General features: G+C 62.1%; 18 protein-coding genes. 3 read left to right on the forward strand and 15 right to left on the reverse strand.

Translation table 11 applies throughout. The features are described from left to right. The first annotated feature begins 74 nt into the window (after window positions 1-74). Window positions 75-1,145, forward strand: coding sequence for a tRNA 2-selenouridine(34) synthase MnmH (gene mnmH / locus AB1E34_RS15585; RefSeq protein WP_372573261.1), 1,071 nt, complete (start codon window positions 75-77; stop codon window positions 1,143-1,145). Here the strand turns inward: mnmH and AB1E34_RS15590 are convergent. From AB1E34_RS15590 to AB1E34_RS15620, 7 genes are read right to left on the reverse strand one after another with little or no spacing between them, the layout of a single operon-like run. Beyond that, window positions 1,106-3,259 carry a slr1591 family oxidoreductase gene (locus AB1E34_RS15590; RefSeq protein ID WP_372573262.1) on the reverse strand — a complete coding sequence of 718 codons (2,154 nt, stop codon included), beginning with the start codon at window positions 3,257-3,259 and terminating at the stop codon, window positions 1,106-1,108. The genes mnmH and AB1E34_RS15590 overlap by 40 nt on opposite strands. 9 nt (window positions 3,260-3,268) lie before the next feature. Beyond that, a complete protein-coding gene (locus AB1E34_RS15595) occupies window positions 3,269-3,652 on the reverse strand; it encodes a Na+/H+ antiporter subunit G (protein ID WP_372573263.1) in 384 nt (127 codons plus the stop codon). A 7-nt stretch (window positions 3,653-3,659) separates the two neighbouring features. Next, window positions 3,660-3,929 carry a K+/H+ antiporter subunit F gene (locus tag AB1E34_RS15600; RefSeq protein ID WP_372573264.1) on the reverse strand — a complete coding sequence of 90 codons (270 nt, stop codon included), beginning with the start codon at window positions 3,927-3,929 and terminating at the stop codon, window positions 3,660-3,662. Further along, window positions 3,926-4,423 (reverse strand): Na+/H+ antiporter subunit E, encoded by a 498-nt coding sequence (locus AB1E34_RS15605; RefSeq protein WP_372573265.1) that lies wholly within the window; start codon window positions 4,421-4,423, stop codon window positions 3,926-3,928. Before AB1E34_RS15605 ends, AB1E34_RS15600 begins: the two co-directional genes overlap by 4 nt. Next, window positions 4,420-5,955, reverse strand: a complete 1,536-nt coding sequence (locus AB1E34_RS15610) for a monovalent cation/H+ antiporter subunit D (protein WP_372573266.1) — start codon at window positions 5,953-5,955, stop codon at window positions 4,420-4,422. The genes AB1E34_RS15605 and AB1E34_RS15610 overlap by 4 nt, the downstream gene beginning before the upstream one ends. Continuing rightward, the gene (locus AB1E34_RS15615; RefSeq protein WP_372573267.1) at window positions 5,952-6,296 is read right to left on the reverse strand and encodes a Na+/H+ antiporter subunit C; all 345 of its coding nucleotides are present in this window, start codon (window positions 6,294-6,296) and stop codon (window positions 5,952-5,954) included. Before AB1E34_RS15615 ends, AB1E34_RS15610 begins: the two co-directional genes overlap by 4 nt. Window position 6,297: 1 nt before the next feature. Continuing rightward, on the reverse strand, window positions 6,298-9,177 hold the full coding sequence (locus AB1E34_RS15620; RefSeq protein ID WP_372573268.1) for a monovalent cation/H+ antiporter subunit A: 2,880 nt from the start codon (window positions 9,175-9,177) through the stop codon (window positions 6,298-6,300). Between the two features lie 246 nt (window positions 9,178-9,423). Between AB1E34_RS15620 and AB1E34_RS15625 the strand changes: the two genes are divergently transcribed. Beyond that, on the forward strand, window positions 9,424-9,906 hold the full coding sequence (locus tag AB1E34_RS15625) for a rhodanese-like domain-containing protein (RefSeq protein ID WP_372573269.1): 483 nt from the start codon (window positions 9,424-9,426) through the stop codon (window positions 9,904-9,906). Then, window positions 9,903-10,730: a CE1 family esterase gene (locus AB1E34_RS15630; protein ID WP_372573270.1), complete on the forward strand. Its 828-nt coding sequence runs from the start codon at window positions 9,903-9,905 to the stop codon at window positions 10,728-10,730. Before AB1E34_RS15625 ends, AB1E34_RS15630 begins: the two co-directional genes overlap by 4 nt. Before the next feature lie 248 nt (window positions 10,731-10,978). On the opposite strand, the gene mdoH is transcribed toward AB1E34_RS15630, so the two are convergent. From mdoH to cobF, 8 genes are all read right to left on the reverse strand, one after another. After that, window positions 10,979-12,853, reverse strand: coding sequence for a glucans biosynthesis glucosyltransferase MdoH (mdoH, locus tag AB1E34_RS15635; RefSeq protein ID WP_372573271.1), 1,875 nt, complete (start codon window positions 12,851-12,853; stop codon window positions 10,979-10,981). Beyond that, window positions 12,850-14,352, reverse strand: a complete 1,503-nt coding sequence (locus AB1E34_RS15640) for an OpgD/OpgG family glucan biosynthesis protein (RefSeq protein WP_372573272.1) — start codon at window positions 14,350-14,352, stop codon at window positions 12,850-12,852. Before AB1E34_RS15640 ends, mdoH begins: the two co-directional genes overlap by 4 nt. Next, on the reverse strand, window positions 14,349-15,566 hold the full coding sequence (locus AB1E34_RS15645) for an OpgC family protein (protein WP_372573273.1): 1,218 nt from the start codon (window positions 15,564-15,566) through the stop codon (window positions 14,349-14,351). The genes AB1E34_RS15640 and AB1E34_RS15645 overlap by 4 nt, the downstream gene beginning before the upstream one ends. A 23-nt stretch (window positions 15,567-15,589) precedes the next feature. Then, on the reverse strand, window positions 15,590-16,960 hold the full coding sequence (locus tag AB1E34_RS15650) for a tetratricopeptide repeat protein (protein ID WP_372573274.1): 1,371 nt from the start codon (window positions 16,958-16,960) through the stop codon (window positions 15,590-15,592). A gap of 181 nt (window positions 16,961-17,141) precedes the next feature. Next, window positions 17,142-18,326 carry a CaiB/BaiF CoA transferase family protein gene (locus tag AB1E34_RS15655; RefSeq protein ID WP_372573275.1) on the reverse strand — a complete coding sequence of 395 codons (1,185 nt, stop codon included), beginning with the start codon at window positions 18,324-18,326 and terminating at the stop codon, window positions 17,142-17,144. After that, the gene (locus tag AB1E34_RS15660; RefSeq protein ID WP_372573276.1) at window positions 18,313-19,932 is read right to left on the reverse strand and encodes a thiamine pyrophosphate-binding protein; all 1,620 of its coding nucleotides are present in this window, start codon (window positions 19,930-19,932) and stop codon (window positions 18,313-18,315) included. Before AB1E34_RS15660 ends, AB1E34_RS15655 begins: the two co-directional genes overlap by 14 nt. 68 nt (window positions 19,933-20,000) lie before the next feature. Further along, window positions 20,001-20,474 (reverse strand): DUF302 domain-containing protein, encoded by a 474-nt coding sequence (locus tag AB1E34_RS15665; protein ID WP_372573277.1) that lies wholly within the window; start codon window positions 20,472-20,474, stop codon window positions 20,001-20,003. An 81-nt stretch (window positions 20,475-20,555) separates the two neighbouring features. Then, on the reverse strand, window positions 20,556-21,299 hold the full coding sequence (gene cobF, locus AB1E34_RS15670; protein WP_372573278.1) for a precorrin-6A synthase (deacetylating): 744 nt from the start codon (window positions 21,297-21,299) through the stop codon (window positions 20,556-20,558). Window positions 21,300-21,308: the final 9 nt, after the last annotated feature.

A 21,308-nucleotide genomic window follows, 5' to 3' on the forward strand; every position in this document is an offset into this window, starting at 1 on the left:
GCCGGAGCGCGGCTTGGCGACCTATTGGACCGCATGGACTTTCTATCCGATGGCAGGCGCGCTAAAGCCCTTGTATGGCACTCGAATTTTCAACGCTCGCCGATGTTCATGCGCATGGTTTCGACACTGTGATCGACGTGCGCAGCCCGGCGGAATTTGCCGAAGATCACATTCCCGGCGCCATCAATCTGCCGGTCCTTGACAATGAGGAACGCGCGAGGGTGGGCACGATATATGTGCAGGAAAGCCCGTTTCTGGCGCGCAAACTCGGCGCAGCTCTGGTGTTCCGCAATGCGGCCAATCACATCGAACATCACCTCCGCCATCACGAGGGCGGCTGGCGGCCTCTGGTCTATTGCTGGCGAGGCGGGCAACGGTCGGGCTCGTTTGCCTGGATGCTGCAGCAGATCGGCTGGCGGGCGCAGATGGTTTCGGGTGGCTATCGCAGCTATCGGCGGCTGGTGAAGCGGTACCTCTATGACGAACCGCTGCCTCATCGTCTGGTTTTGCTTGATGGTGAAACAGGTAGTGCCAAGACTGAACTCTTGCGTGTGCTTCAAGCAAACGGTGTTCAGGTGCTGGACCTCGAAGCGCTGGCCAATCACCGCGGCTCGCTTCTGGGCGCACGGCCTGGCGGACAGCCCAGCCAAAAGGCGTTCGAAGGGGCGCTCGCCCGAGCATTATGCGCACTGGATCCGCGCGAACCCACGGTAGTCGAGGCGGAATCCAGCAAAGTAGGCGCACGCATCCTGCCTCCGGCACTTTGGAACGCCATGAAACTAGCCCGGCGGATTAAGATCATCGCACCACTTGAAGCGCGTTGCGAATACTTGGTGCAGGCTTACGACGATGTTCTCTCAAACCATGATCAGCTAATGTCGCGCTTGGACATGCTCCGGCGTATCCGAGGGCATGATACCGTTGATAACTGGGCGGCACTAAGTCTTGCGGGCCAGAAATATGAGCTGACGCGTGCTCTGATCACGGAGCATTATGATCCAGCCTATTTCAAGTCGAGTAAGGCGCCGGTGGCACTGGTTCGAATGGAGCGGTTAGACGAGACTGGACTTGATAAGGCTGCCGCGCGCATCGAATGGTTGATCAATCACTTCATCAGCCTTAGGCCCAGCCGCTCTGTCAGATAACCGATAAGCGCCGCGTCATAGTCCGCGCTTTGCAAACGGGAGAGGACGTCCTCGGCGATTTCGGGTGCGATGGCGGCGAGCAAGCCACCGGCGGTTTGCGGATCATAGAGCAGGGCGGCTTTGCCGCCCTCTGGCAATTCAGGGGTCAGCGCTCGGTTGTCGATGAACAGGGTCGAGCGGGTGCCATTGCTGGCCAATGACTCGGCGCCCGGCATGGTTGGCACCGCCTGCAGGTCAAGCGTGGCACCGGTGCCCGACATCTCGCACATACCGCTGAGATGTCCGGCCAATCCGAAACCGGTCACATCGGTCATGGCATGTGCCTCGCGCAGAATCTCCGATGCGCGTTGCTGCGATTGTTGCATCAGGCGATAGGCCTCAGAGACGTGTTCTCCACGAGCCTCTCCGGCCATCTCAGCGGCAAGGATCACGCCGCTGCCGATGGGTTTGGTCAGGATCAGGGCATCGCCGGGCTGCCCGCCCGCCAGCGTGATCGGGTCGCGCTCGCACAGGCCGGTCAGGGTGAAGCCGATGGTCATCTCATCCCCCATCGAGGTGTGGCCGCCGACAATCTCGGCCCCGGCTTCGCGCAACACTTCCTGAGCGGTCTGCATGATCTCGGCCACGGTGCGGCGCTGCAATTCATTCGACAGGCGGGGCAGGATCAGGGTTGCGGTTGCGGCTTGTGGCGTGCCGCCCATCGCCCAGATATCCCCCAGCGCATGATGGGCCGCAATCCGCGCCATCAGGACCGGGTCCAGGGTAATGCCCCGCAGGTGATCGGTTGTCAGGACCTGCCGGGTGACTCCCGTATGGAGCAAGGCGGCGTCATCACCGGGCAGGGGCGTGATGTCGGAGCGATCCTGCGGGGCGGGCAAGCTGTCACGCAGGGCAAGCCGTCCTACCTTGGCACCGCAGCCACCGCAAAGCGGTTTGCCGCCAAGCGCCTCATCCATCCCGTCGGCATGATGGCGAGGCAGAACGGGTGCCTTCATCTTGGGAAGCTCCCGGAACCGGTTCATGAAGCTCTGGTCGATGTGATCCTTCCAGCGCCACATGAGAGGCCCGCTCAGCACCTTGCCGAACCGCTCTCCCAACGCGGAGCGCGCGCCCAGCGAAATCAGTTTCAGATAATCGTTCTGCGGCTGATACCGGCGCATCTGCCCGGCCCCAAGTGCCGCGCGCAGGTTCTGGTAGAGCACGGGCGCCTCGCGCACCGCATAAACGCCGGCCTTGGGGCGCGGATCGTGGCTGAGATGGGCGCAATCGCCTGCGGCAAACACCGCCGGGTCGCTGCTTTGCAGATAGTCGTTCACCGTGACAAAGCCATCGTCCAGATTCAGCCCTGTCTGCGCCATCCAGCCATAGGCGCGCGCGCCAGCGGCTCCTGTGATGAAATCAGCCTCAAGCTTTGTGCCATCGGAGAAGAGCAAATGATCCGAATGCAGCGAGGCGATTTCGGCCTGTTCGATCAGTTGCACATCAAGACCCGCCAAGGCCTGCCGTAGCCGCTGTGCAGCGCGATCGCCAAGCGCGGAAAGCGCTGTGGCGCTGTCGATGATGCTGACCGTGGCATCGCGCCCACGATGGCGCAGCGCATGCGCCATCGCCATGGCCAGTTCGGCACCGGCAACGCCACCGCCGATCACGGCCACGCGAGCCGGTCCCGGTCGGGCCAGATAATCGGCCCAGCTCTGCGCGAACGGGCCAAGCGGTTTGGCAGGGATCGCGTGATCAGCAAAGCCCGGCAGCGCAGGCATGTCCGAGGTGATGCCCACATTGATGGAGGCCACATCATAGGCAATGGGCGGCCGCCCCGGCACATGGATTTCGCGGCGCTGAGGGTCGAGTCCCTCGACCTTGCCAATGATCACGCGCGCCCCGGCAAAGCGGGACAGCCGCACCAGATCGATGTCCAGATCGTCCCGATCATAATGCCCGGCGACAAAGCCGGGCAACATGCCTGAATAAGGCGCGGTCGGGCCGGGATTGATGACAGTGACCCGTGCCCCGGCCAAGGGGGCCATCCCCCATTTGCGCAGGACCAGCGCATGCGTGTGACCGCCCCCGATCAGAACCAGATCGCGGGTCAGCGGCAGGGGAGATGCGTGCATCTTGTCAGATCATCGCGGCATGTCCGCCGCGTCCTCATCTTCTTCGATATCGTGGGTCGCCCAGACACCGTCATCACCCGCATCGGGCAGCGACTCGGGCGTCTCATGACGATGGATATGCCATTTCGCAATGAAATGCGCGCTGACCGGTGCCGTGATGAATAAAAACAGCGTGATCAGCAACTCGTGCAACGACAGGTGATGTTCGATGAAGATCGAGTGCAGGATCGACGCGATCAGCACGCCGCCCACGCCCAAGGTCGTGGCTTTGGTGGGTGCGTGCATGCGCGACATCGGATCGCTGAGCTTCAGCAAGCCGAACGAGCCGACAAAACCGAAAATGCCCGACACGATCAGGAAGAAGGAAATCAGGAGCTCGCCTGCAAATGCCATGCCAGCCTCACTCGATGATATTGCCGCGCAGCATGAAGCGCGCATAGGCAACGGTTGAAACGAACCCGAGCATGGCGATGATCATCGCCGCCTCGAAAAAGATCTCGGACGAGATGCTGACACCGTAGAGGATGAGCAGGGCGATGGTGTTGATCACCATCGTGTCCAGTGCCAGAACCCGCACGCCAACGCCGTCCGAGGTCAGGATGCGCCAGAGATTCATCATCAGCGCGACACCGAAACAGGCGAAGGCGAAGTAGATGGCATATGTGATCATTCGAAAATCTCCTTCAGGCGCCGTTCATAGCGTTGCTTGATCTCGTCGCGCACCGCTTCGGGGTCATCGGTATCCAGGCAATGCACCAGCAGGCTGTGCCCCTTGGCCGACAGGTCCGCGCTGAGCGTGCCGGGGGTCATCGTGATAGTGCCCGCCAATACGGCGATTGCCTCGGGCGAACGCAATTCGAGCGGGATGCGGACCCATGCCGGGTTGCGCGCAGCGTCAGGCTTGAACAGCACGATCCGCGCCACGGCGATATTGGCGATGACGATGTCATAGAGCACAACGAGGATGTATTCGATCACCATCGGGATATTGCGCAGCTTGGGGCGGTTGGGCCAATAGGGCATGGTCACGACGGGGATCACGATGCCCAGAAAGAGCCCGAACAGCAGCGAATTGAGCGAGATGCCATTGACCAGAAGCTGCCAGACCAGCGTCAGCAGCAGGGTCAGATGAGGGTGCGGAAAAATGCGACGCAGCAGTCTCATTGCTCCGCTCCTTTCAGGACCGCGTCGATATAGCGGTCCGGGTTGAACAGTTGCTCTGCGGTTTCGCCTGCAAACTCGGTGGCCGGACCGGCAAAGATCGTCAGCGCGATCAACCCGGTCAATAGCGCGAATGTGGCGGCAAAGGATAGACCCGGAGAGGGTTCCGGGGCAGTGTCGATCTCAGCCTGCCCGTCGTCCTCGGCTTGTGGCACAACCGCATGGCTTTTCCAGAAGATCAGCGACCCGGCGCGAGCCAGACCCACAATGGTAACGAAAGACCCGATCAGGATGATTGCCCAGATCGCCACGCGCTCGGGTGCGGGCCAGGAAACCTGAAGCACCAGCAGCTTGCCGATGAAGCCTGACAGGGGCGGCATCCCGGCCAGCGCGATGGCACCCACAAAGAACAGGCTGGCGATGATCCCGGCTTGCGGCATCGGCGTGCGAGGGACGATGTCCGGGCCGCGTCGTTCCATCACCATGTCGGCCACCAGGAACATCAGCGCGGTCGCAAAGGTCGAATGCACCATGTAGTAGAGCGCCGCAGTCGTGGATTCAGGTGTAAAGAGCCCCACCGCAATCAGCAACGTGCCCATGGAACTGATCGCGGCAAAGGCCACCAGCCGCCCGATATCGCGTGATCCCAGAATGCCGATGGCGCCAGCGGCGAGCGTCAGCATGGCGGCAGGCAGCAGCCACTCTCCGACAAGCCCCTGGGTCACGGCCACCTCTGGTCCAAACACCAGCGTATACATGCGCAGGATCGAATAGGCGCCCACCTTGGTCATGATCGCAAAGAGGGCGGCAATCGGCAGCGGTGCGTTGGCATAGCTGAGCGGCAGCCAGAAATGCAGCGGCAGAAGGGCCGCCTTGACCGCAAAGACCAACAGCAGCAGCACCGCGCCGACCCGCAGCAGCGCGGTGTCGTCAGGCGGCATCTCGGCCACGCGCACCGCCAGATCGGCCATGTTCAGGGTCCCGGTCACGGCATAAAGCGTGCCGAGCGCAAAGAGGAACAGGGTAGAGCCGAGCAGGTTATAGACCACGTATTGCACACCCGCGCGCAACCGGCGTGTGCCGCCCGCATGGGTCATCAGGCCATAGGACGCGATCAGCAGTACTTCGAAGAATACGAACAGGTTAAAGGCATCGCCGGTCAGGAACGCGCCGATCACGCCCATGAGCTGGAAATGAAACAGCGCGTGGAAATGCTTGCCGCGCGCGTCCCAGCCCGAGCCGATGGCGTAAAGCACGATCGGCAGGGCCAGCACCGAGGTCAGCAGCACCATCAGCGCCGATAGTCGGTCCAGCACCAGCACGATACCAAAGGGCGCGGGCCAGTCGCCCAGCTCATATGTCTGGATCTCACCACCCAACGTCTGGCCCATCAGGGCAAAGGAAATGCCTAGCAGCAGAACGGTGGCGGCCACCGAAAACACCCGCTGCAGGTCCAGATGGTGGCGAATGACCATGATGATGAAAGGGGCCAGAATCGCCGGAAGAACGACGGGCGCAATGATCAGGTGGTTCATGCGTCGTCTCCCGGCTCTTCGGTCAGGTCGATCCGGTCGTTCCGGGAGGACAGGTAGGCGCTGAGCGCCAGCATCACGATCACCGCGGTCATCCCGAACGAGATCACGATGGCCGTCAGCACCAGCGCCTGCGGCAGGGGGTCGGTATAGGGGACCTCGGCATATTTGTTCAGGATCGGAGGCTGGTTTATTGCCAGCCGCCCGCTGGCAAAGAGAAACACATTCACCGCATAAGTCAGTTGCGACAGGCCCAGGATCACCGGAAAGGTACGCTTGCGCATGATCAGATAGATACCGGATGCCGTCAGGACACCCACCGCTGTGGCAAGAAGGAGTTCCATGTTATGTCTCTCCTTCTGAGGTGGGTTGGTCTGATTTCGGGTCGGGTGGATCGTCGCGTTTGGGATTGATGTCCATCGCGTGCTCGGTCACCATCCCCGGTTGCCAGGCAAAGCGGGACAGGCTTTCCAGCGCCAGCATCACCGCGCCCAGCACCGCCAGGAACACACCCAGATCAAAGAGCGCGGCGGTGGCCAGTTCGAACTCTTCCAGCGGGCCGATCTTTACATAGCCAAAGGCGCTGGTCAGGAAGGGCAGCCCGTTGAACCACGCCCCCATGCCGGTGGCAGCCGCAATCAGTACGCCGCTGCCGATGATGCCGTGATAGAAAATGCGCTGGCGCTCGGCCGCCCAGGTGAAGCCGCTGGCCATATATTGCATCACAAAGGCAATCGCCGCGACCAGCCCGGCGATAAAGCCACCGCCCGGCAGGTTGTGACCGCGGAAGAAGATATAGGTCGCCACCATCAATGCGATCGGCATCATCACCCGCGTTGCAACCACCATCATCAGCGGATGCGCATCCCCCGATTGTGGCCATTCCGGTTTGCGGTTCAGCAGATAGGCGCGCACATTCGAGGCCAGCACTGCCTCGGTCAGGGCAAAGATCACCAGCGCCGCGATGCCCAGCACGATGATCTCGCCAAAGGTATCAAAGCCCCGGAAATCCACCAGGATCACGTTGACCACATTGGTGCCGCCGCCGCCCTTATAGGAATTGGCCAGATGAAACTCGGAAATTGTCGGGAACGAGAAATCGCGGATCATCACCGCGTAGATCAGCGCGGCTGTGCCCACACCCGCCACGCCCGCGATCACCGCGTCGCGCACCCGGATCGTCAGGCTGCTGTCCACCGGTGTGGTCTTGGGCAGGAAGTTCAGGCACAGCAGCAGCAGGATGATCGACACCACTTCGACCGAGATTTGCGTCATCGCCAGGTCCGGTGCCGATAGGAAGTTGAAGGACAGCGACACGATCAGTCCGACCACTCCGATCAGTACCAGCGCAAGCTGCCGGTTGCGATGCAGGAAGGTCAGCATCGCCGTGGCCGCAATCAGGCAGAACCACGCCACGATTGGCAAGAGCGGCGCGTCCTGCACGTCACGGGTCGGCATCTCCATTGTGCCGGTGAAGTAGGCATAAGCAGCGATCGCCAGCGTGAAGACGACAAAAATCATCGCATAGCGCGAGATCGCGCCGTTATGCAGCGTGTCGGTGATCAAGCGGCTCAGGCGCGTCAGCGCGCGGATCACGGCGTCGAAAATGGTCTTGGCCTCGGGGCGCGGCATCGCGTTCCAGACCCGTTCCAGCCCCCCATGCATGACAAGCAGGACCAGACCGCCAATGGTGGCAATGGTCGACATCAGAAGCGCGGTGTTGAACCCGTGCCAGAGCTTCAGCTTGAAATATGGCAGCTCTCCGCCGGTTACCGCCGAGGCGGCGACCTTGACCAGAGGGCCGACCATTGCTTGTGCGTTCAGCCCGATCGTGACCACCAGAACGACCAGAAAAGCCGGCGCCAGCCACAGGCCCACCGGCGGGTCATGGGGATGGGCGGGATAGTCGCTCCGCTTGGGACCCAGGAAGACATGCGCGATGAAGCGGAAGGAGTAGGCCGCCGAGAACAGCGCCGCCAGCAGCGCCAGGCCCGGCATCAGCAGATGCGACTGGCCCCAGACGGTGTGCAAAGTCTCTTCCAGCATCATCTCTTTCGACAGGAATCCGTTCAGCGGCGGAATGCCCGCCATCGACAGGCTGGCGATAAGTGCGATGGTAAAGGTGACCGGCATCAGGTGCCGCAATCCACCCAGCCGCTTGATGTCCCGTGTGCCGGTCTCGTGATCGACAATGCCCGCGCTCATGAAGAGCGCCGCCTTAAAAGTCGCGTGGTTGATGATGTGGAAGATTGCGGCAATGGCCGCGATCTCGGTGCCAAAGCCCAAAAGCATGGTGATCAGGCCCAGATGGCTGACCGTCGAAAAGGCCAAGAGCGCTTTCAGGTCATCCTTGAAGAGCGCGATGACCGCGCCCAGCACCATGGTGATCAGCCCGGTCGTGGCCACGATATAGAACCATTCCGGTGTGCCTGACAGCACCGGCCACATCCGCGCCATCAGAAACAGCCCCGCCTTCACCATCGTGGCCGAGTGCAGATAGGCCGAGACCGGGGTGGGCGCGGCCATGGCATGGGGCAGCCAGAAATGGAACGGAAACTGCGCCGATTTGGTGAAACAGCCCAGAAGGATCAGGATCAGCGCGGGCAGATAAAGCGGTGAGCTCTGGATCAGGTCCTTGTTTTGCAGAATGACGCTCAGGTCATAGCTGCCCACGATATGGCCCAGGATCAGCATGCCCGCGATCATCGCCAGCCCGCCGGAACCGGTGACCGCCAGCGCCATCCGGGCACCTTGTCGCCCCTCTGGCAGGTGTTTCCAATAGCCTATGAGTAGGAAGGAACTGAGCGAGGTCAGCTCCCAGAAAACCAGCAAAAGCAGGATGTTGTCAGACAGAACGATTCCCACCATCGCGCCCTGGAACAGCAGCAGATAGGTATAGAACTGCCCCATTGGATCCTCACGCGACAGGTAGAACCGCGCGTAAAGGATGATCAGCAACCCGATCCCGAGGATCAGCCCGGCAAAGAGAAAGCCCAGCCCATCCAAAAAGAAATTTGCGTTCAGCCCAAGCCAGGGCATCCACTCCAGCCGGGCGGTGACTGCCTCGCCGCGCAGCACGGCGGGCAGGTTGATCATCAGACCGACAAAAGCCAGCAGCGTTGTGACCCCGGCGGACCAGGCGCAGGCATTTCTGCCCGCACGGATCAGCAGGGCCGGAAACACTGCTCCTAGAAAAGGAAGGGCCACGATCAGAAATAGGGACACCAGCTGCTCTCCGGTCTTGGGATGAAAATCAATCAACGCGCTGATTACGGATAATTTCCAACCTGTCCAGTTATTGCAAGTTTTCAAATGTGTCCTAGGGGCAATCAGTTGCGATGAAACTTGCGACGATTTGGCCTGAGCGCAGCGTGGTTGACGCGATCTTGATCAGGTTGGGGGTGTCAAAGCGCGGGCATTCCGCGCCGAATATGCTACGTAGTGGCAAGCAAAATGAATGAGATGGGTGCCATGACGGAACCTCGAAACAGCGGGCTTTTGACGCGTAGGCGGATTCTTGTTGGCGGGACGCTGGCTGTGGCCGCAGGGTTTGCCATTCGGGAATACCGCTTGATCCCGCCCGCCTATGCAGGCGGCAAGCTGACGGTGGGCGAGGCGCGCGACAAGGCGGCGGCGGGTGAGATCGTGCTGATCGATATCCGCCGCCCGGATGAATGGGCGCGCACCGGGATTGGCGCGGACGCGCATCCAATCGACATGCGGCGCAAGGACTTCGTCGCGGCCCTTCAGGAGGTGGCCGGGACCGATACCGACCAGCCGATTGCGTTGATCTGCGCGCGTGGCGTGCGCTCGGCCAATATGAGCCTGCGCCTGACCGAAGCGGGCTATACCAACATCATAGATGTGCCTGGCGGCATGCTGGGATCACGCTCTGCGACCGGCTGGCTCGATGCCGGTCTGCCTGTTGTGACGTTTGAGGAGAGTAGTGGATGATCCGTGCAATAGGACTGTGCCTTGCGCTATCGTGGATGGGGCAGGGCGCTCTGGCCGGGTGCGGCGAGCTTGAGGACGCCTGTGAAATCGGCACCGGTATCTATCATATCGAACTGCCCGACACGCCGAAAGAAAGCATGCCTGCGGTGATCTTCCTGCATGGGTATGGCGGGTCCGGTCAGGGCGTGCTGAAAATGCGCGGCATGGTCGAGGCGTTCAAGGCGCGCGGCTATGCGGTGATCGCGCCCACGGGCGAGCCGCGCAACGGCGATGGCCCTCGATCCTGGGTGTTCTATCCCGGCTGGGAGGGGCGCAATGAGCTGGGTTTCCTGCAGGATGTGCGCGCCGATGCAAGTGCGCGGTTCGGGATCGATCCTGACCGGACCATCCTGTCCGGATTCTCGGGCGGCGGTTTCATGGTCTATTATCTTGCTTGCGACACTCCGGATGCGTTTGCGGCCTATGCGTCGGTTGCAGGCGGGTTCTGGCGACCGCATCCCAAGGCATGCGCCGGACCGATTCGCCTATTTCACACCCATGGCTGGACCGACAATGTGGTCCCGCTTGAGGGCCGCGAGCTGGGCGGTGGCCGGTTCCGGCAGGGCGATATCTTTGCTGGGCTGGAAATCTGGCGCGAGGCAAATGAGTGCGTCGACAACCGGCCTGACGGGTTTTCCAAGTCTGGACAGTTCATGCGCCGCAAATGGACCCGCTGTGCAGACGGAAGCGCACTGGAATTTGCGCTGTTTCCGGGCGGGCATCAGATCCCGCAGGGCTGGGCCGACATGATCGTCGATTGGGCCGAGGGGCTGCCCGGAAGCTGAGAGGCTCCAGGCGCGGGGCTTTGGTCTGCGAAGTGCGCGTTGAATCATGAGCAAGCATGCCTCGTTCCGGTCTCTGCGCCCTGCATTCTTTGCAAAGAGCAGCCCAAAATTCTGAGCAGATGCGAAGGGACCGTGATGGGTTCCCACGTAGGAGCGCACGACTTCAGTCAATGAAATCGGACCGGAAACTTTAGAGGTTTCCGGTACCCGGAAGCCTTGTCATCCCGGCAGCCGTTTAAAGCGACGGGTCATTCCGCTGGGGTCGCCGCGCCCTTGCCGTCCAGCAGCGACTTCAACTCGCTGCGATAGGTGCGTGCAGTGCGGGTGATGGCCGGTTCGCGGAAATCCTCGCGCATGCCTAGCAGACGCCGTGCCGCGCCGGCGCTGACGCCGCTTAGCGCGGACAGTGGCACCGCCAGCGTCAGGCTCAGCGCGATGGGGATCAGCCAGGCCGAAACCATGCCCGCCAGAATGCCTGCTGTCAGCGTCAGCCCGCTCACGGTTTCCAGCGCGTGGCAGATCAGCAGTGTGCGCAAGTCATAGCTGCCGCCGTCGCGGGCCTGCGGTGACCAGCCCTTTTGCAGGCCCAACAGGCTGCGGAACACCGCGATCATCTGTTGCACCATCAGGATCGGGGCATACAGGATCGACAGGCAAATCTCGGACAGGAAGGATAGGCTGAACCGCCCGCCGCCGCCGAACTCGCGATACCGCGCGCCTGTCAACGGCAGCGCGGCTGCGCCCAGCAGTTTCGGGGCCAGCAGCATCGCGTACATCAGCACGATGATCAGCGCGTGGCGCGCTTCGGTCATTTCGGGCCATTGCGGGAACATCGGGTTGTCGGGGCTGAAATAATGCAGAACGGAGGCATCCTCGCCGCGCCCGATCAGCGCCCACATCACCAGCAGGGCGAACCAGATCGGTGACAGAAGATAGCCGATCGCGCCATGGAACATGTGAAAGCGCGAGATCGAGCGGAAGCCTTTCGAGCCCAACAGGTTCAGGTGTTGCAGATTGCCCTGACACCAGCGCCGGTCTCGCTGCACGTGGTCGATCAACGTCGGGGGCGTTTCCTCGTAAGACCCACGGATGCGCGGCAGGAACCGCACGCTCCAGCCCGCGCGACGCAAGAGGCCCGCTTCGACAAAGTCGTGGCTCATGATCAGTTGCTCGCGACCCGTCAGCGAGCGCAGGCGTGGCAGGCCTGCGCAATTGGCGAAGGCCTGCGTGCGGATGATCGCGTTATGGCCCCAATAGTTGCCTTCCTCGCCACACCAGCGTGCCAGCCCTTCGGCAAAGGCCGCGCCATAGACGCCATTTGCGAACTGCTGCACGCGGGCAAAGACCGATTGCGCGCCGATTAGCTGAGGGAAGCTCTGCACCAGCCCGGCAGAGGGATCGCGCGCCAACGCATCCGTCAGGCGCACGATGGCGCGCCCGGTCATCAGGCTGTCAGCATCCAGCACCAGCATGGCGTCCCAATCGGCCCCCCAGTTGCTGATCCAGTCTGAGATATTGCCCACCTTGCGGTCGGTATTCTGCACGCGACGGCGGTAATACAGCTCCAGATCGGGGGCCAGCGTGGTGCGCAGCGCTTCGATACTGGCCTGTTCCTGCGCGGCGATGGCGTCATCGCGGGTATCGGACAGGATGAACATGGCATAGTGATGCGCACCGCCGCGCGCCTTGAGCTCCTCCAGCATGGTGCGGGCATTGCCCAGCACATACCACGGCACCTCGTTATAGACCGGCATCAGCAACGCCACGCGTAAGGGCTGCGGGCGTTGGCGCACCCGCTGCGGCACCCGGCGCGACAGCGAGACCAGCCCAAGCAGCACGGTGCTGACCGTGAAGGTGATCCAGAAGAAATTGAACGAGATCAGGCCCAGCAAGATGCCTTCGACCAGCGAGACGCCCTCATCCGCGAACCAGTCCTGCATCACCCAGACCAGCCCCAGAGTGGCTGCCAGCGCCGGTGTGAAGGCAAGAAAGCGCCACAGCCAAGCAGCATCCGCCCGCGTCGCCCCGCGCGGGGCATCGGCGTCGCGAAAGCGCGCACCGAAATCCTGAACCGGCATCTCCAGTTCGGCCCGGGGCGGCATGATATGCAGGTCCTGCGTCATGTGGTCCACCGGTAGAGCCAGACCTCGGAGGCAGGCTGGCCATCGCGGCGCAAATGCGCGCGCAGTTCCACATGGTCGCGGTCGCCGGGCTCGAACCCGAAGGCCAGTCGCAACCCACCGGTGTCGGGATTGCGCTGCAGCACACCGTCGGTGACCTCGGCATGGGGCGAATAGGTGACAACGTCGATCTGTTCGATGTCGTCCAGCAATGGCGTGTCTTCGAAGTCGATCACCGCCAGACGGCCCTCGCCAAAGGTGTTATCGCCCATCGCGGTGTTGATCACCCGGGGCAGGGCGGTGCGGTTGGGCTCTTCTCCCCATGTCAGGCGATAGGCGATATCCACCTGCTCACCCGCTGCATAGGGCGTCGCGGGGCGCCAGTAGGCCACGATATTGTCGTAGATTTCCTGATCCGCCGGGATCTCGACCAAAGTCACCGTGCCTTTGCCCCATTCTCCCTTGGGTTCGACCCACAGGCCGGGGCGGCGGTGGTAATTGGCCTCAAGATCGGCGAAATCCGAGAAGGTGCGTGAGCGCTGCATCAGCCCGAAGCCACGCGGATTGCGGTCTACAAAGGATGAAATCTGCAGCCGGGTCGGGTTAGCCAGAGGCCGCCAGATCACCTCACCCGCACCGTTTTCGATCATCAGCCCGTCGCTGTCATGCACGGCGGGGCGGAAATCGTCAAACCGGGTGTGATTGGTTTGATCGAACAGGAACATCGAGGTCAGCGGGCCGATACCCACATGGTCCAGCTCTTCGCGACCAAAGAGCGTGGCCTCAACCTCCATCACGCAATCCTCGCCCGGGGTGATGTCAAAGCGATAGGCACCGGTCACGCTGGGGCTGTCCATCAGCGCATGCACGATCATGTTCTGCTGTCCGGGTGCGGGGCGTTCCAGCCAGAAGCGGATGAATTCGGGAAACTCCTCGCCATCCGGCTCGCCGGTCTTCAGCGCCAACCCACGGGCAGACAGGCCATAGGCCTCGTCCAGACCGATGGCGCGGAAATAGCTGGCGCCCTGAAACACGCAGAATTCATCGGTCAGGCCGGGACGGTGCATCTCTGTGCGCAGGCGGAAACCGGAAAAGCCCAGCGTCTCATCTGACGGCAGCTTTGGTACGTCTTCGGATTTGTTGAACATCGACAGATCGAAACCAACCGGCGTCGCCGTCCCATCCTCGACCGACAGGATCTGGACCGAGCGCGGGAAATAGAGGCCGGGTGCGAAGAAATCGACATTGAAGGGCGTTGGAGTGTCACGCCACATGCTGCGGTCCAGACTAAACCGGATCGAGCGATATTGCTCATAGGTCAGGTCCTGCCACGGCTGCGGAACCGCGTCGCGCATCGCATAGGGACGGCTGGCCAGTTCACGGGCCTGGGCAATCACCACGGACCGGTCAAAAGGCACGCCCGAGCCGCTCGCAAAGCCCGTAGCGGGCGCCAGAGCAAAAGCCGAGGTCGTGGTCAGAAAGGTACGGCGGGTCAGGGTCATGACTTGGACTTCCAGGGTTGCGATTTGAACCAGGCGGCGAGATAGGCCACTCCGATTAACATTGCAAAACCAACGAGGTTAGCAGCCGTCACGCTGGCAAAATCTCGCCCAGCCTGATCCAGAAACACGCCGATCAGGCGGGCTGCCGCCATCGAGAACACAAAGACGGCAAGCGATTGCTGGCCGACCTTGGTGATCCAGGTCAGCATCACCCGCCAGACCTGTGCCAGCGCTCCGGTTCCGGTTGCGACCAGTCGGTGGCCCTTGTCGCCTGCGACGACCCAGCCCAGATAGGCCAGCGCAAGGAAATGCATGTAGCGGAACAGGCCGAAATCGGTCTTGTCGCGGAATTCCTTTGTCAGCGGCCAGACCTCACGGATTGCATCCCCGACCTGGCCGTTCCAGGCATCAACCCACAGGAACACTTTCCAGGACCCGAACGGTGCGGACAGAACCAGAAACAGCGCGCTGATCCAGATCAGCACCTTCGAGACGGGCGGGGCCGGAATCCAGCCGCGCATGAAGGCAAAGCCTGTGAAGAACAAGAGTTGCCAGCCGAACGGGTTGAAGAACCATTGCCGGTCCGACCAGGGCTCGGCGGGCAGGGCCAGCACACCGGTCTGTGCGACGGCCCAGATGCTGACCGAGGTCAGCGCGGCGGCCCAGAAGCTGATCCGGTGCAGTGCCATGAAGAGCGGCATCATCGCCAGCACCACCAGATACATGGGCAGGATGTCGAAATAGTTCGGGACATAGGTAAGGGTGAATAGCCCCACCAGCTGCGAGGTCGGGTCCCTGAAGAAGTGCTGCAGGTTCAGGGAATTGATGTAACTCTTTTCAAACGCTCCGGAATTATCCAGCGCGGCCATCGACATCGCCACGAAGAAGAACAGAGCGATATGCGCCCAGTAGACTTGCCAGATGCGAAATGCCACCCGCGCGGTGCCCATCCACCAGCCCTTGCGCAGGAAGGCCCCGCCAAAGGCGATGGCCGAGGCCATGCCCGAGCAGAAGACAAAGATCTCGGTGGCGTCGGAGAATCCGAATCGAGCCGGAATCCATCTGGCCCAAGGGTCGCCGGGAATATGGGCGATGAGGATGATGAACATCGCGATCCCGCGATAGAAGTCCAGCCTCGGGTCGCGGGTACGCGCGGGTGTTTCCGCACGGTCCTGAACCATCGCAAAATCGGAAGCGGGCGAAATCGTCGCCATACTCTTTGGATCCTTCCAGGTCGTTATTCGGCGGGCACGCTTTGCGCGTCCGCGCCACCCCGACCAGCCGCGATCAATGCGCGACGCGCCAGGGCATAATTGTCTTCGCCACCCGCGCGCTTGGCCTGCCGGTCGTCGAGGATATGTTCAACAGCGTCCAGTCGCCCGGCGCGCAGACCGGAATCGATGGTGAGGCGTTCAAACACATCCCGCTGGGCATGTGAACCACCTGCGAGGTGCATTTTGTCGCGGGCTGTCAACAGGTTATCGAAGGCTTCGCCATAGCGGCCCTCGCCAAAGGCACAAAGCCCGTTGGCCGCCGCAACACCCGGATCGGCCATGCGGCGCGAAACATCGCAGTCGCTGCGCTGCGCGTCGGCGTGAATGCGTGCCAGCATGCGCGCGCTGGCGTCGCCGCGCTCGGTGCCGGTCAGGGCAAGCAAATAGTGCAGATCGGCAAAGATCAGGCAGCCATCCTCGGTCCGTGTGGCGCTCAGATCGGCCAGTTCATCCCAGCGATTGCCGACATTGACGCCCTCCAACTCCAGTCGCATCAAGAGCGAAGTCGCATTCGAGATATCGCGGTAATCGTCGGTACGGTCCTTGCGGATCTCGGCATCATACAACTCCATCACCCGATCCACTTGCCCCAGGTCGAGATGCATCAGCGCCTTGTGCCACCACACATGATAGCGGAAATTGTTGCAATGCGCCCAGGCGGACTCGCGGCCCGACAGCCATTCCAGCCCGGTCTTGGCATTGCCCGTCATGTCATGCACATGCGCCACAGCGTGTAGACCCCAGGCATCGTCGGATACCATCCACAGCGCCTGGCGACCTGCGATCTCGGCCTTTTCATAAGCGCCGGTTTCTTCCAGCGAAAACGCGTGGCAGCCCAGCAGGTACCCACGCCCGGCATGGTCGGGGGCATAGGCGGGCATCACCCGTTCGATCGAGCGGCGCATGCCTTCGGAATCGCCTAGCACAAAGCGGCACGCATGGCTGAGTTTCATCGCGAGCGTATCGTCAGGATGATCGCGCAGCACTGCCTCGAAGGTCTGCACGGCTTCGATCTGGTTGCGGTTCAGCCACAGCCGCAGCGCCTCGACATATTTCTGCTCGCGCAAAGTGATTGAGCCATGCCGCGCGGCATCTTCGGCAAGGGTCAGCGCCTCGGCGGCGGTTGCCATCAGTTCGCGGCGTCCCAGCAGCGACAGGAACATCCCCTTGACCGCATGACCGAGCGCAAAATCGGGCTCCAGCGTCAAGACCTTGCCCAGATGCTCGGGGGTGACCGCCGCATGCGCCAGGAAGCCCAGAAGAACGCCATCCCATGCCTCGGCGCTGTCCGCGCGTGTCAGGCTGTTCATCTGTCCAAAAACGTCTTGTTTCATGCCGGGGTCCACTGTGTAATTTTTCGTAAGGCTACCATTGCCTTAGCAAACTCTATTCATCGCCTGTAACAGTATCGACCTTGCTCGCGAATTGGTGAAACGACGTGTGCCAAAAACGCGAAAAAATCCGCCGATAAGGCGGCATGTTTCAGCCGAACGCCGCCAAAACAGGCAATGTGTTTCAATCGTCGAAGGGTGTGTCGCTGCGTAACACTTGATTGGTATCGGCATCGAAGACCGGCGGCGCGCGGCGATAAGTGACCGGGGTGCGGGACAGTTTCAGCGGATTGCCAATCAGATCAACGGGGCCAGGCCCGGCTGGCAATGTCAGACGCATGTCGCGGGCCGCCACCTGATCGGTGGCAAAGACCTGATCAAGCGTCTGCACCGGACCGACCGGAACCTTGACCGCCTCCAGCCCCGCGATCACCTCGGCGCTGCTGTGCTGGCGCAGCGCAGGCCGGAGAACGGCGTTCAGTGAGTCGCGATGCTCCAGACGTTGGGGGTTGGTAGCGAATCGCGGATCTTCGGGCAGCTCGGGATGGTCGATGAAGGCGCAGAAGCGTCGGAACTGGGAATCGTTGCCGACCGCCAGAATCACGTGGCCGTCAGCGGTTTCATACACCTCGTAGGGCACGATATTGGGGTGCCCGTTGCCGCGCCTTTGGGGCGCTTCACCCGTGGTCAGATAGTTCACGCCTTCGTTGATCAGCCAGGCGATCTGCGAATCCACCAGCGCGATGTCGATCTGCTGGCCCTCGCCGGTGCGCTCCTTGTGGCGCAGGGCGGCCAGAATACCCACGGTGGCGTACATACCGCACATCACATCCGCGATGCCGACGCCCACTTTCATCGGGCGGCCCTCGGGATCGCCGGTCAGCGACATGATGCCGCCATAGCCCTGTGCCATCAGGTCATAACCCGGCTTCGAGGCGTTGGGGCCGGTCTGTCCGAAACCCGATATGGAACAATAGACAAGCCCCGGCAGTTCAGGCGAGAGCGTGGCATAATCCAGTCCGTATTTTGCCAGCCCGCCGGGTTTGAAATTCTCGATCAGGATATCGGCCTCAGCCGCCAGCCGCCTGATGGTGGTCTGCCCTTCGGAGGTGGTGATATCAACGGCCACAGATTTCTTGTTGCGGTTGGCGGCCATGAAATAAGCGCTGAGATCGCTGGGATTGCCATCGGCATCCTTGGCATAGGGCGGGCCCCATTGCCGCGTATCATCTCCGCCCGTTGCGGGGTTTTCGATCTTGAGCACGCTGGCCCCCAGATCACCCAGCAGCTGCGTGCAGGTTGGCCCGGCCAGAATGCGGCTGAGGTCCAGAACCTTGACCCCGCTCAATGCGCCTTCAGATACGGCCATCATAACCCTCGCGCTCAATCTCGGCTGCGATCACGGTGAAGCGGTCGGCGTTTTGCGCCGCCTCAAGCGCGGCGCGCAGTTCCGCGCGGTTGCGCACGGTATGGCCGTTGCCGCCAAAGGCGCGCCCGATGGCTGCGAAATCATGGTGTCCGAAATCCACGCCCCGGTTTGTCATCTGCCGCCCCCGCTGTTTCAACTCGATCAAAGCGAGGCTGGCATCCACGAAGACCAGAAAAATCGGGTTGCCGCCGAGTTCTGCGGCGGTCGAAAGCTCTCCGGCCACCATCAGAAAGCCAGCATCGCCGGAAAAGCTGATCACGTGTCGGTCCGGTTCGGCGAGTTTCAACCCGATCGCCATGGGCACCGCGCAACCCATCGTGCACAGCGCCGAGGACTGGATCAGCCCGCGCGGTTCGCAGCAGCCCCACATCTGGCTGAGCAGGATGCGATGCGCCCCGCTATCGGCGGTGGCCAGCGTCGTGTCCGGCAAGGTGGCGCAGGTCTCGGCAATCACAGCTGCCGGTCCCCATTCGTCATCGGCGGGGAAGGCCGCAGCCAGCGCGTGTCGGGCCGCATCGGGTTCATTCCCGGGCCATGTCGGGCGTGCCGGGATGCCCTTGGCAAGGACCTCCAGCGTGGCGGCGGTGTCGGCTACGAGGTTCACCCCGGCCTGATGCATATAGTGATCGTTGGGCACCGCCGCGATATCAATGACATTCTGCGTGGCCGGGTCCCAGATCTCGCGCCAGCCGGGGCGCATCTCGATCGGGTCATAGCCGATGCAAAGCACCAGATCCGCACCTTGCACCAAGGGCACAAGATGGCTGTCGGCCAGCGGCGACAGGCCCGCGCCGCCCAGGCAAAGCGGATGGTCTTCGGGGATCACGCCCTTGGCCTTGTAGCTGGTCACGAAGGGAATGCCGAAATGTTCCAGAAAGGCACGGGTCACGCAGGCAGACCCGTCATAAAGCACATCCAGCCCGATGATCGCGATGGGCCGCTCGCTGCTCGTCAGCCATTTGCGCGCCTGTTCCACCTCGGTGCCGCAGGGAGCAACCGGGGCTGCGGGCGCAAGGCGGCGCAGGCGCGAGGGGGTGACCTGCGCATCAGCGACCGAGATCGGCACGTCGATATGGACCGGGCCGCAGCGCTGTTGCATTGCCAGCGACACCGCCTTGTCGGCCACGGTATCGGCGCCTTTGGCGGTCATCCGGAACGTGCCCTTGGTGATCGGGCGGAACACCTCCTGGTGGTCCATCACCTGATGAGTGTAGGTCAGCGCCTCATCGGCATCGACGCAGCCGGTCAGCACGATCATCGGCACCCGGTCCTGCTGCGCGTTGGCGACCACGTTGATCCCATTCATCGCGCCTGGCCCCAGTGTGGCAAGCAGGATGGCAGGCGCGCCGTCTCGGTGATGTACCGCCTCGCCCATGAAGCCCGCCGCATTCTCGTGCTTGGCCAGATGGAAGGTGATCCCGGCCTTTTCCAGCGCATCGACCAGCGTCAGCACTTCGCCCCCCGGCATCCCAAACGCGTGGCGGCATCCCGCCTCGTAAAGCCTGCGGGCCAGAAGGTCAGCGGCGCGAATGGTCTGGTTCTGCATCGAGGGGTCTCCGAACAAACTTTGAGCGGAGATTGCGCGTTGCGCGCCCGGAGGCAAGTGGAATCACGTCACTGTGACGTCGCAGCAGACTTGGCGATGGTGTCAAAGCGGCCATCCAGCTCTTGTCCGATGGCCTGCAATTCGCTGCCACCCTCTGCATAGGGAGCAAAGACAAAGGACGGTGTTTTGTAGGACAGCGTGGCCGTCCCGTCCGCATTTTCGGTCACATAGAGCCGGATCGGCGCTTCGATCATCGCCGCGGTCGAGGTGTTCAGGACGCGCACCGCAAAATCGTTATTGAAGACCCCAATGACGCGATTTCCGGGTATGGTGATGCCGCGCGACGCTGCCGCCTTGGTTGGCCCGGCCTGGGTCACGACGATCAGCCCGTTCTCTTTCACCGCAGCTTTTACATCATCGACAAGCTGGTCGTAGGATTTGCCGGTCGGCAGCACCGCCCATCCCTCGCGCGCAGCCATATCTTTTGCATGAGCTATGGTGGCTGCCCCCAGCGCGACAACAAGACAAGCGATTCTGAGCATGGCATTCTCCCGATCTGTCTCGCCTTGATGCCATGTTACGGGGGCGGGCGGAATCACAATTCCGTGGATCGGACCTCCGGCTCAGCCCGTGCGCTTGCGCAGCAGATAGATATCCATGATCCAGCTATGCTCGGCGCGGGCTGCGGCGCGGGTGTCGATGATCTGCCGGGACACCTCATGCAGCGGGCCATGGATCAGAATCTGTTCCTGCATCCCGACAAACGCGCCCCACCAGATGTCATAGCGGTCGGGATCGAGTGATTGAAACGAGCATTCACCGTCCAGCATGACGGCGACAGAGGTGACCGGATCGGGCCAACCCTCGTCGCGGATGCGGCGTCCGGTTGTGACGATATAGGGCGCGCCCAACTCGTTGATCGGGATTGCGTGGGCGGCGGTCAGCGCCTGAATGGCGGTGATGCCGGGAATGACCCGGATTGCCGGTTTCGGGTCCAGCCGATCCGCGATGCGCAGCGAACTGTCATAGAGCGAGGGATCCCCCCAGATCAGCAGAGCGACGCGCTTTGCGTCCTTGTGGCGCGCGATGGCCTCCTGCCAGCGCCGCGCGATGGCGTCATGCCATTCCTCGACCCCTTGCAGATAACCGTCATCCGCCCGACGTTTGGGGATGTCGAAATGGGCCAGCGGCGGCGGTGTGGCGCTTAGATCATTGATGATCTGCTCGCGCAGCCCAGCCAGATCCTCTTTGCCGCTTCCTTTGCGCGGGATCAGGATCAGATCCGCGTCACAGATCGCGCGCGCGCCCTCGCGGGTCACGTGATCCGGGTTGCCAGTGCCGATGCCGATCAGGAAAAGCTCTTGCATAACAGACAA

This window comes from Ruegeria jejuensis, assembly GCF_041537905.1.
Taxonomy (GTDB): domain Bacteria; phylum Pseudomonadota; class Alphaproteobacteria; order Rhodobacterales; family Rhodobacteraceae; genus Ruegeria_C.

Coding starts and splice junctions, on each gene's coding strand:
- cobF (WP_372573278.1), bottom strand. CDS start 21,299: ATGCAAGAGCTTTTCCTGATCGGCATCGGCACTGGCAACCCGGATCAC.
- AB1E34_RS15650 (WP_372573274.1), bottom strand. CDS start 16,960: ATGAAACAAGACGTTTTTGGACAGATGAACAGCCTGACACGCGCGGAC.
- AB1E34_RS15660 (WP_372573276.1), bottom strand. CDS start 19,932: ATGCAGAACCAGACCATTCGCGCCGCTGACCTTCTGGCCCGCAGGCTT.
- mdoH (WP_372573271.1), bottom strand. CDS start 12,853: ATGACGCAGGACCTGCATATCATGCCGCCCCGGGCCGAACTGGAGATG.
- AB1E34_RS15615 (WP_372573267.1), bottom strand. CDS start 6,296: ATGGAACTCCTTCTTGCCACAGCGGTGGGTGTCCTGACGGCATCCGGT.
- AB1E34_RS15630 (WP_372573270.1), top strand. CDS start 9,903: ATGATCCGTGCAATAGGACTGTGCCTTGCGCTATCGTGGATGGGGCAG.
- AB1E34_RS15665 (WP_372573277.1), bottom strand. CDS start 20,474: ATGCTCAGAATCGCTTGTCTTGTTGTCGCGCTGGGGGCAGCCACCATA.
- AB1E34_RS15625 (WP_372573269.1), top strand. CDS start 9,424: ATGACGGAACCTCGAAACAGCGGGCTTTTGACGCGTAGGCGGATTCTT.
- AB1E34_RS15645 (WP_372573273.1), bottom strand. CDS start 15,566: ATGGCGACGATTTCGCCCGCTTCCGATTTTGCGATGGTTCAGGACCGT.
- AB1E34_RS15600 (WP_372573264.1), bottom strand. CDS start 3,929: ATGATCACATATGCCATCTACTTCGCCTTCGCCTGTTTCGGTGTCGCG.
- AB1E34_RS15655 (WP_372573275.1), bottom strand. CDS start 18,326: ATGGCCGTATCTGAAGGCGCATTGAGCGGGGTCAAGGTTCTGGACCTC.
- AB1E34_RS15595 (WP_372573263.1), bottom strand. CDS start 3,652: ATGGCATTTGCAGGCGAGCTCCTGATTTCCTTCTTCCTGATCGTGTCG.
- AB1E34_RS15605 (WP_372573265.1), bottom strand. CDS start 4,423: ATGAGACTGCTGCGTCGCATTTTTCCGCACCCTCATCTGACCCTGCTG.
- AB1E34_RS15640 (WP_372573272.1), bottom strand. CDS start 14,352: ATGACCCTGACCCGCCGTACCTTTCTGACCACGACCTCGGCTTTTGCT.
- mnmH (WP_372573261.1), top strand. CDS start 75: ATGGCACTCGAATTTTCAACGCTCGCCGATGTTCATGCGCATGGTTTC.
- AB1E34_RS15590 (WP_372573262.1), bottom strand. CDS start 3,259: ATGCACGCATCTCCCCTGCCGCTGACCCGCGATCTGGTTCTGATCGGG.
- AB1E34_RS15610 (WP_372573266.1), bottom strand. CDS start 5,955: ATGAACCACCTGATCATTGCGCCCGTCGTTCTTCCGGCGATTCTGGCC.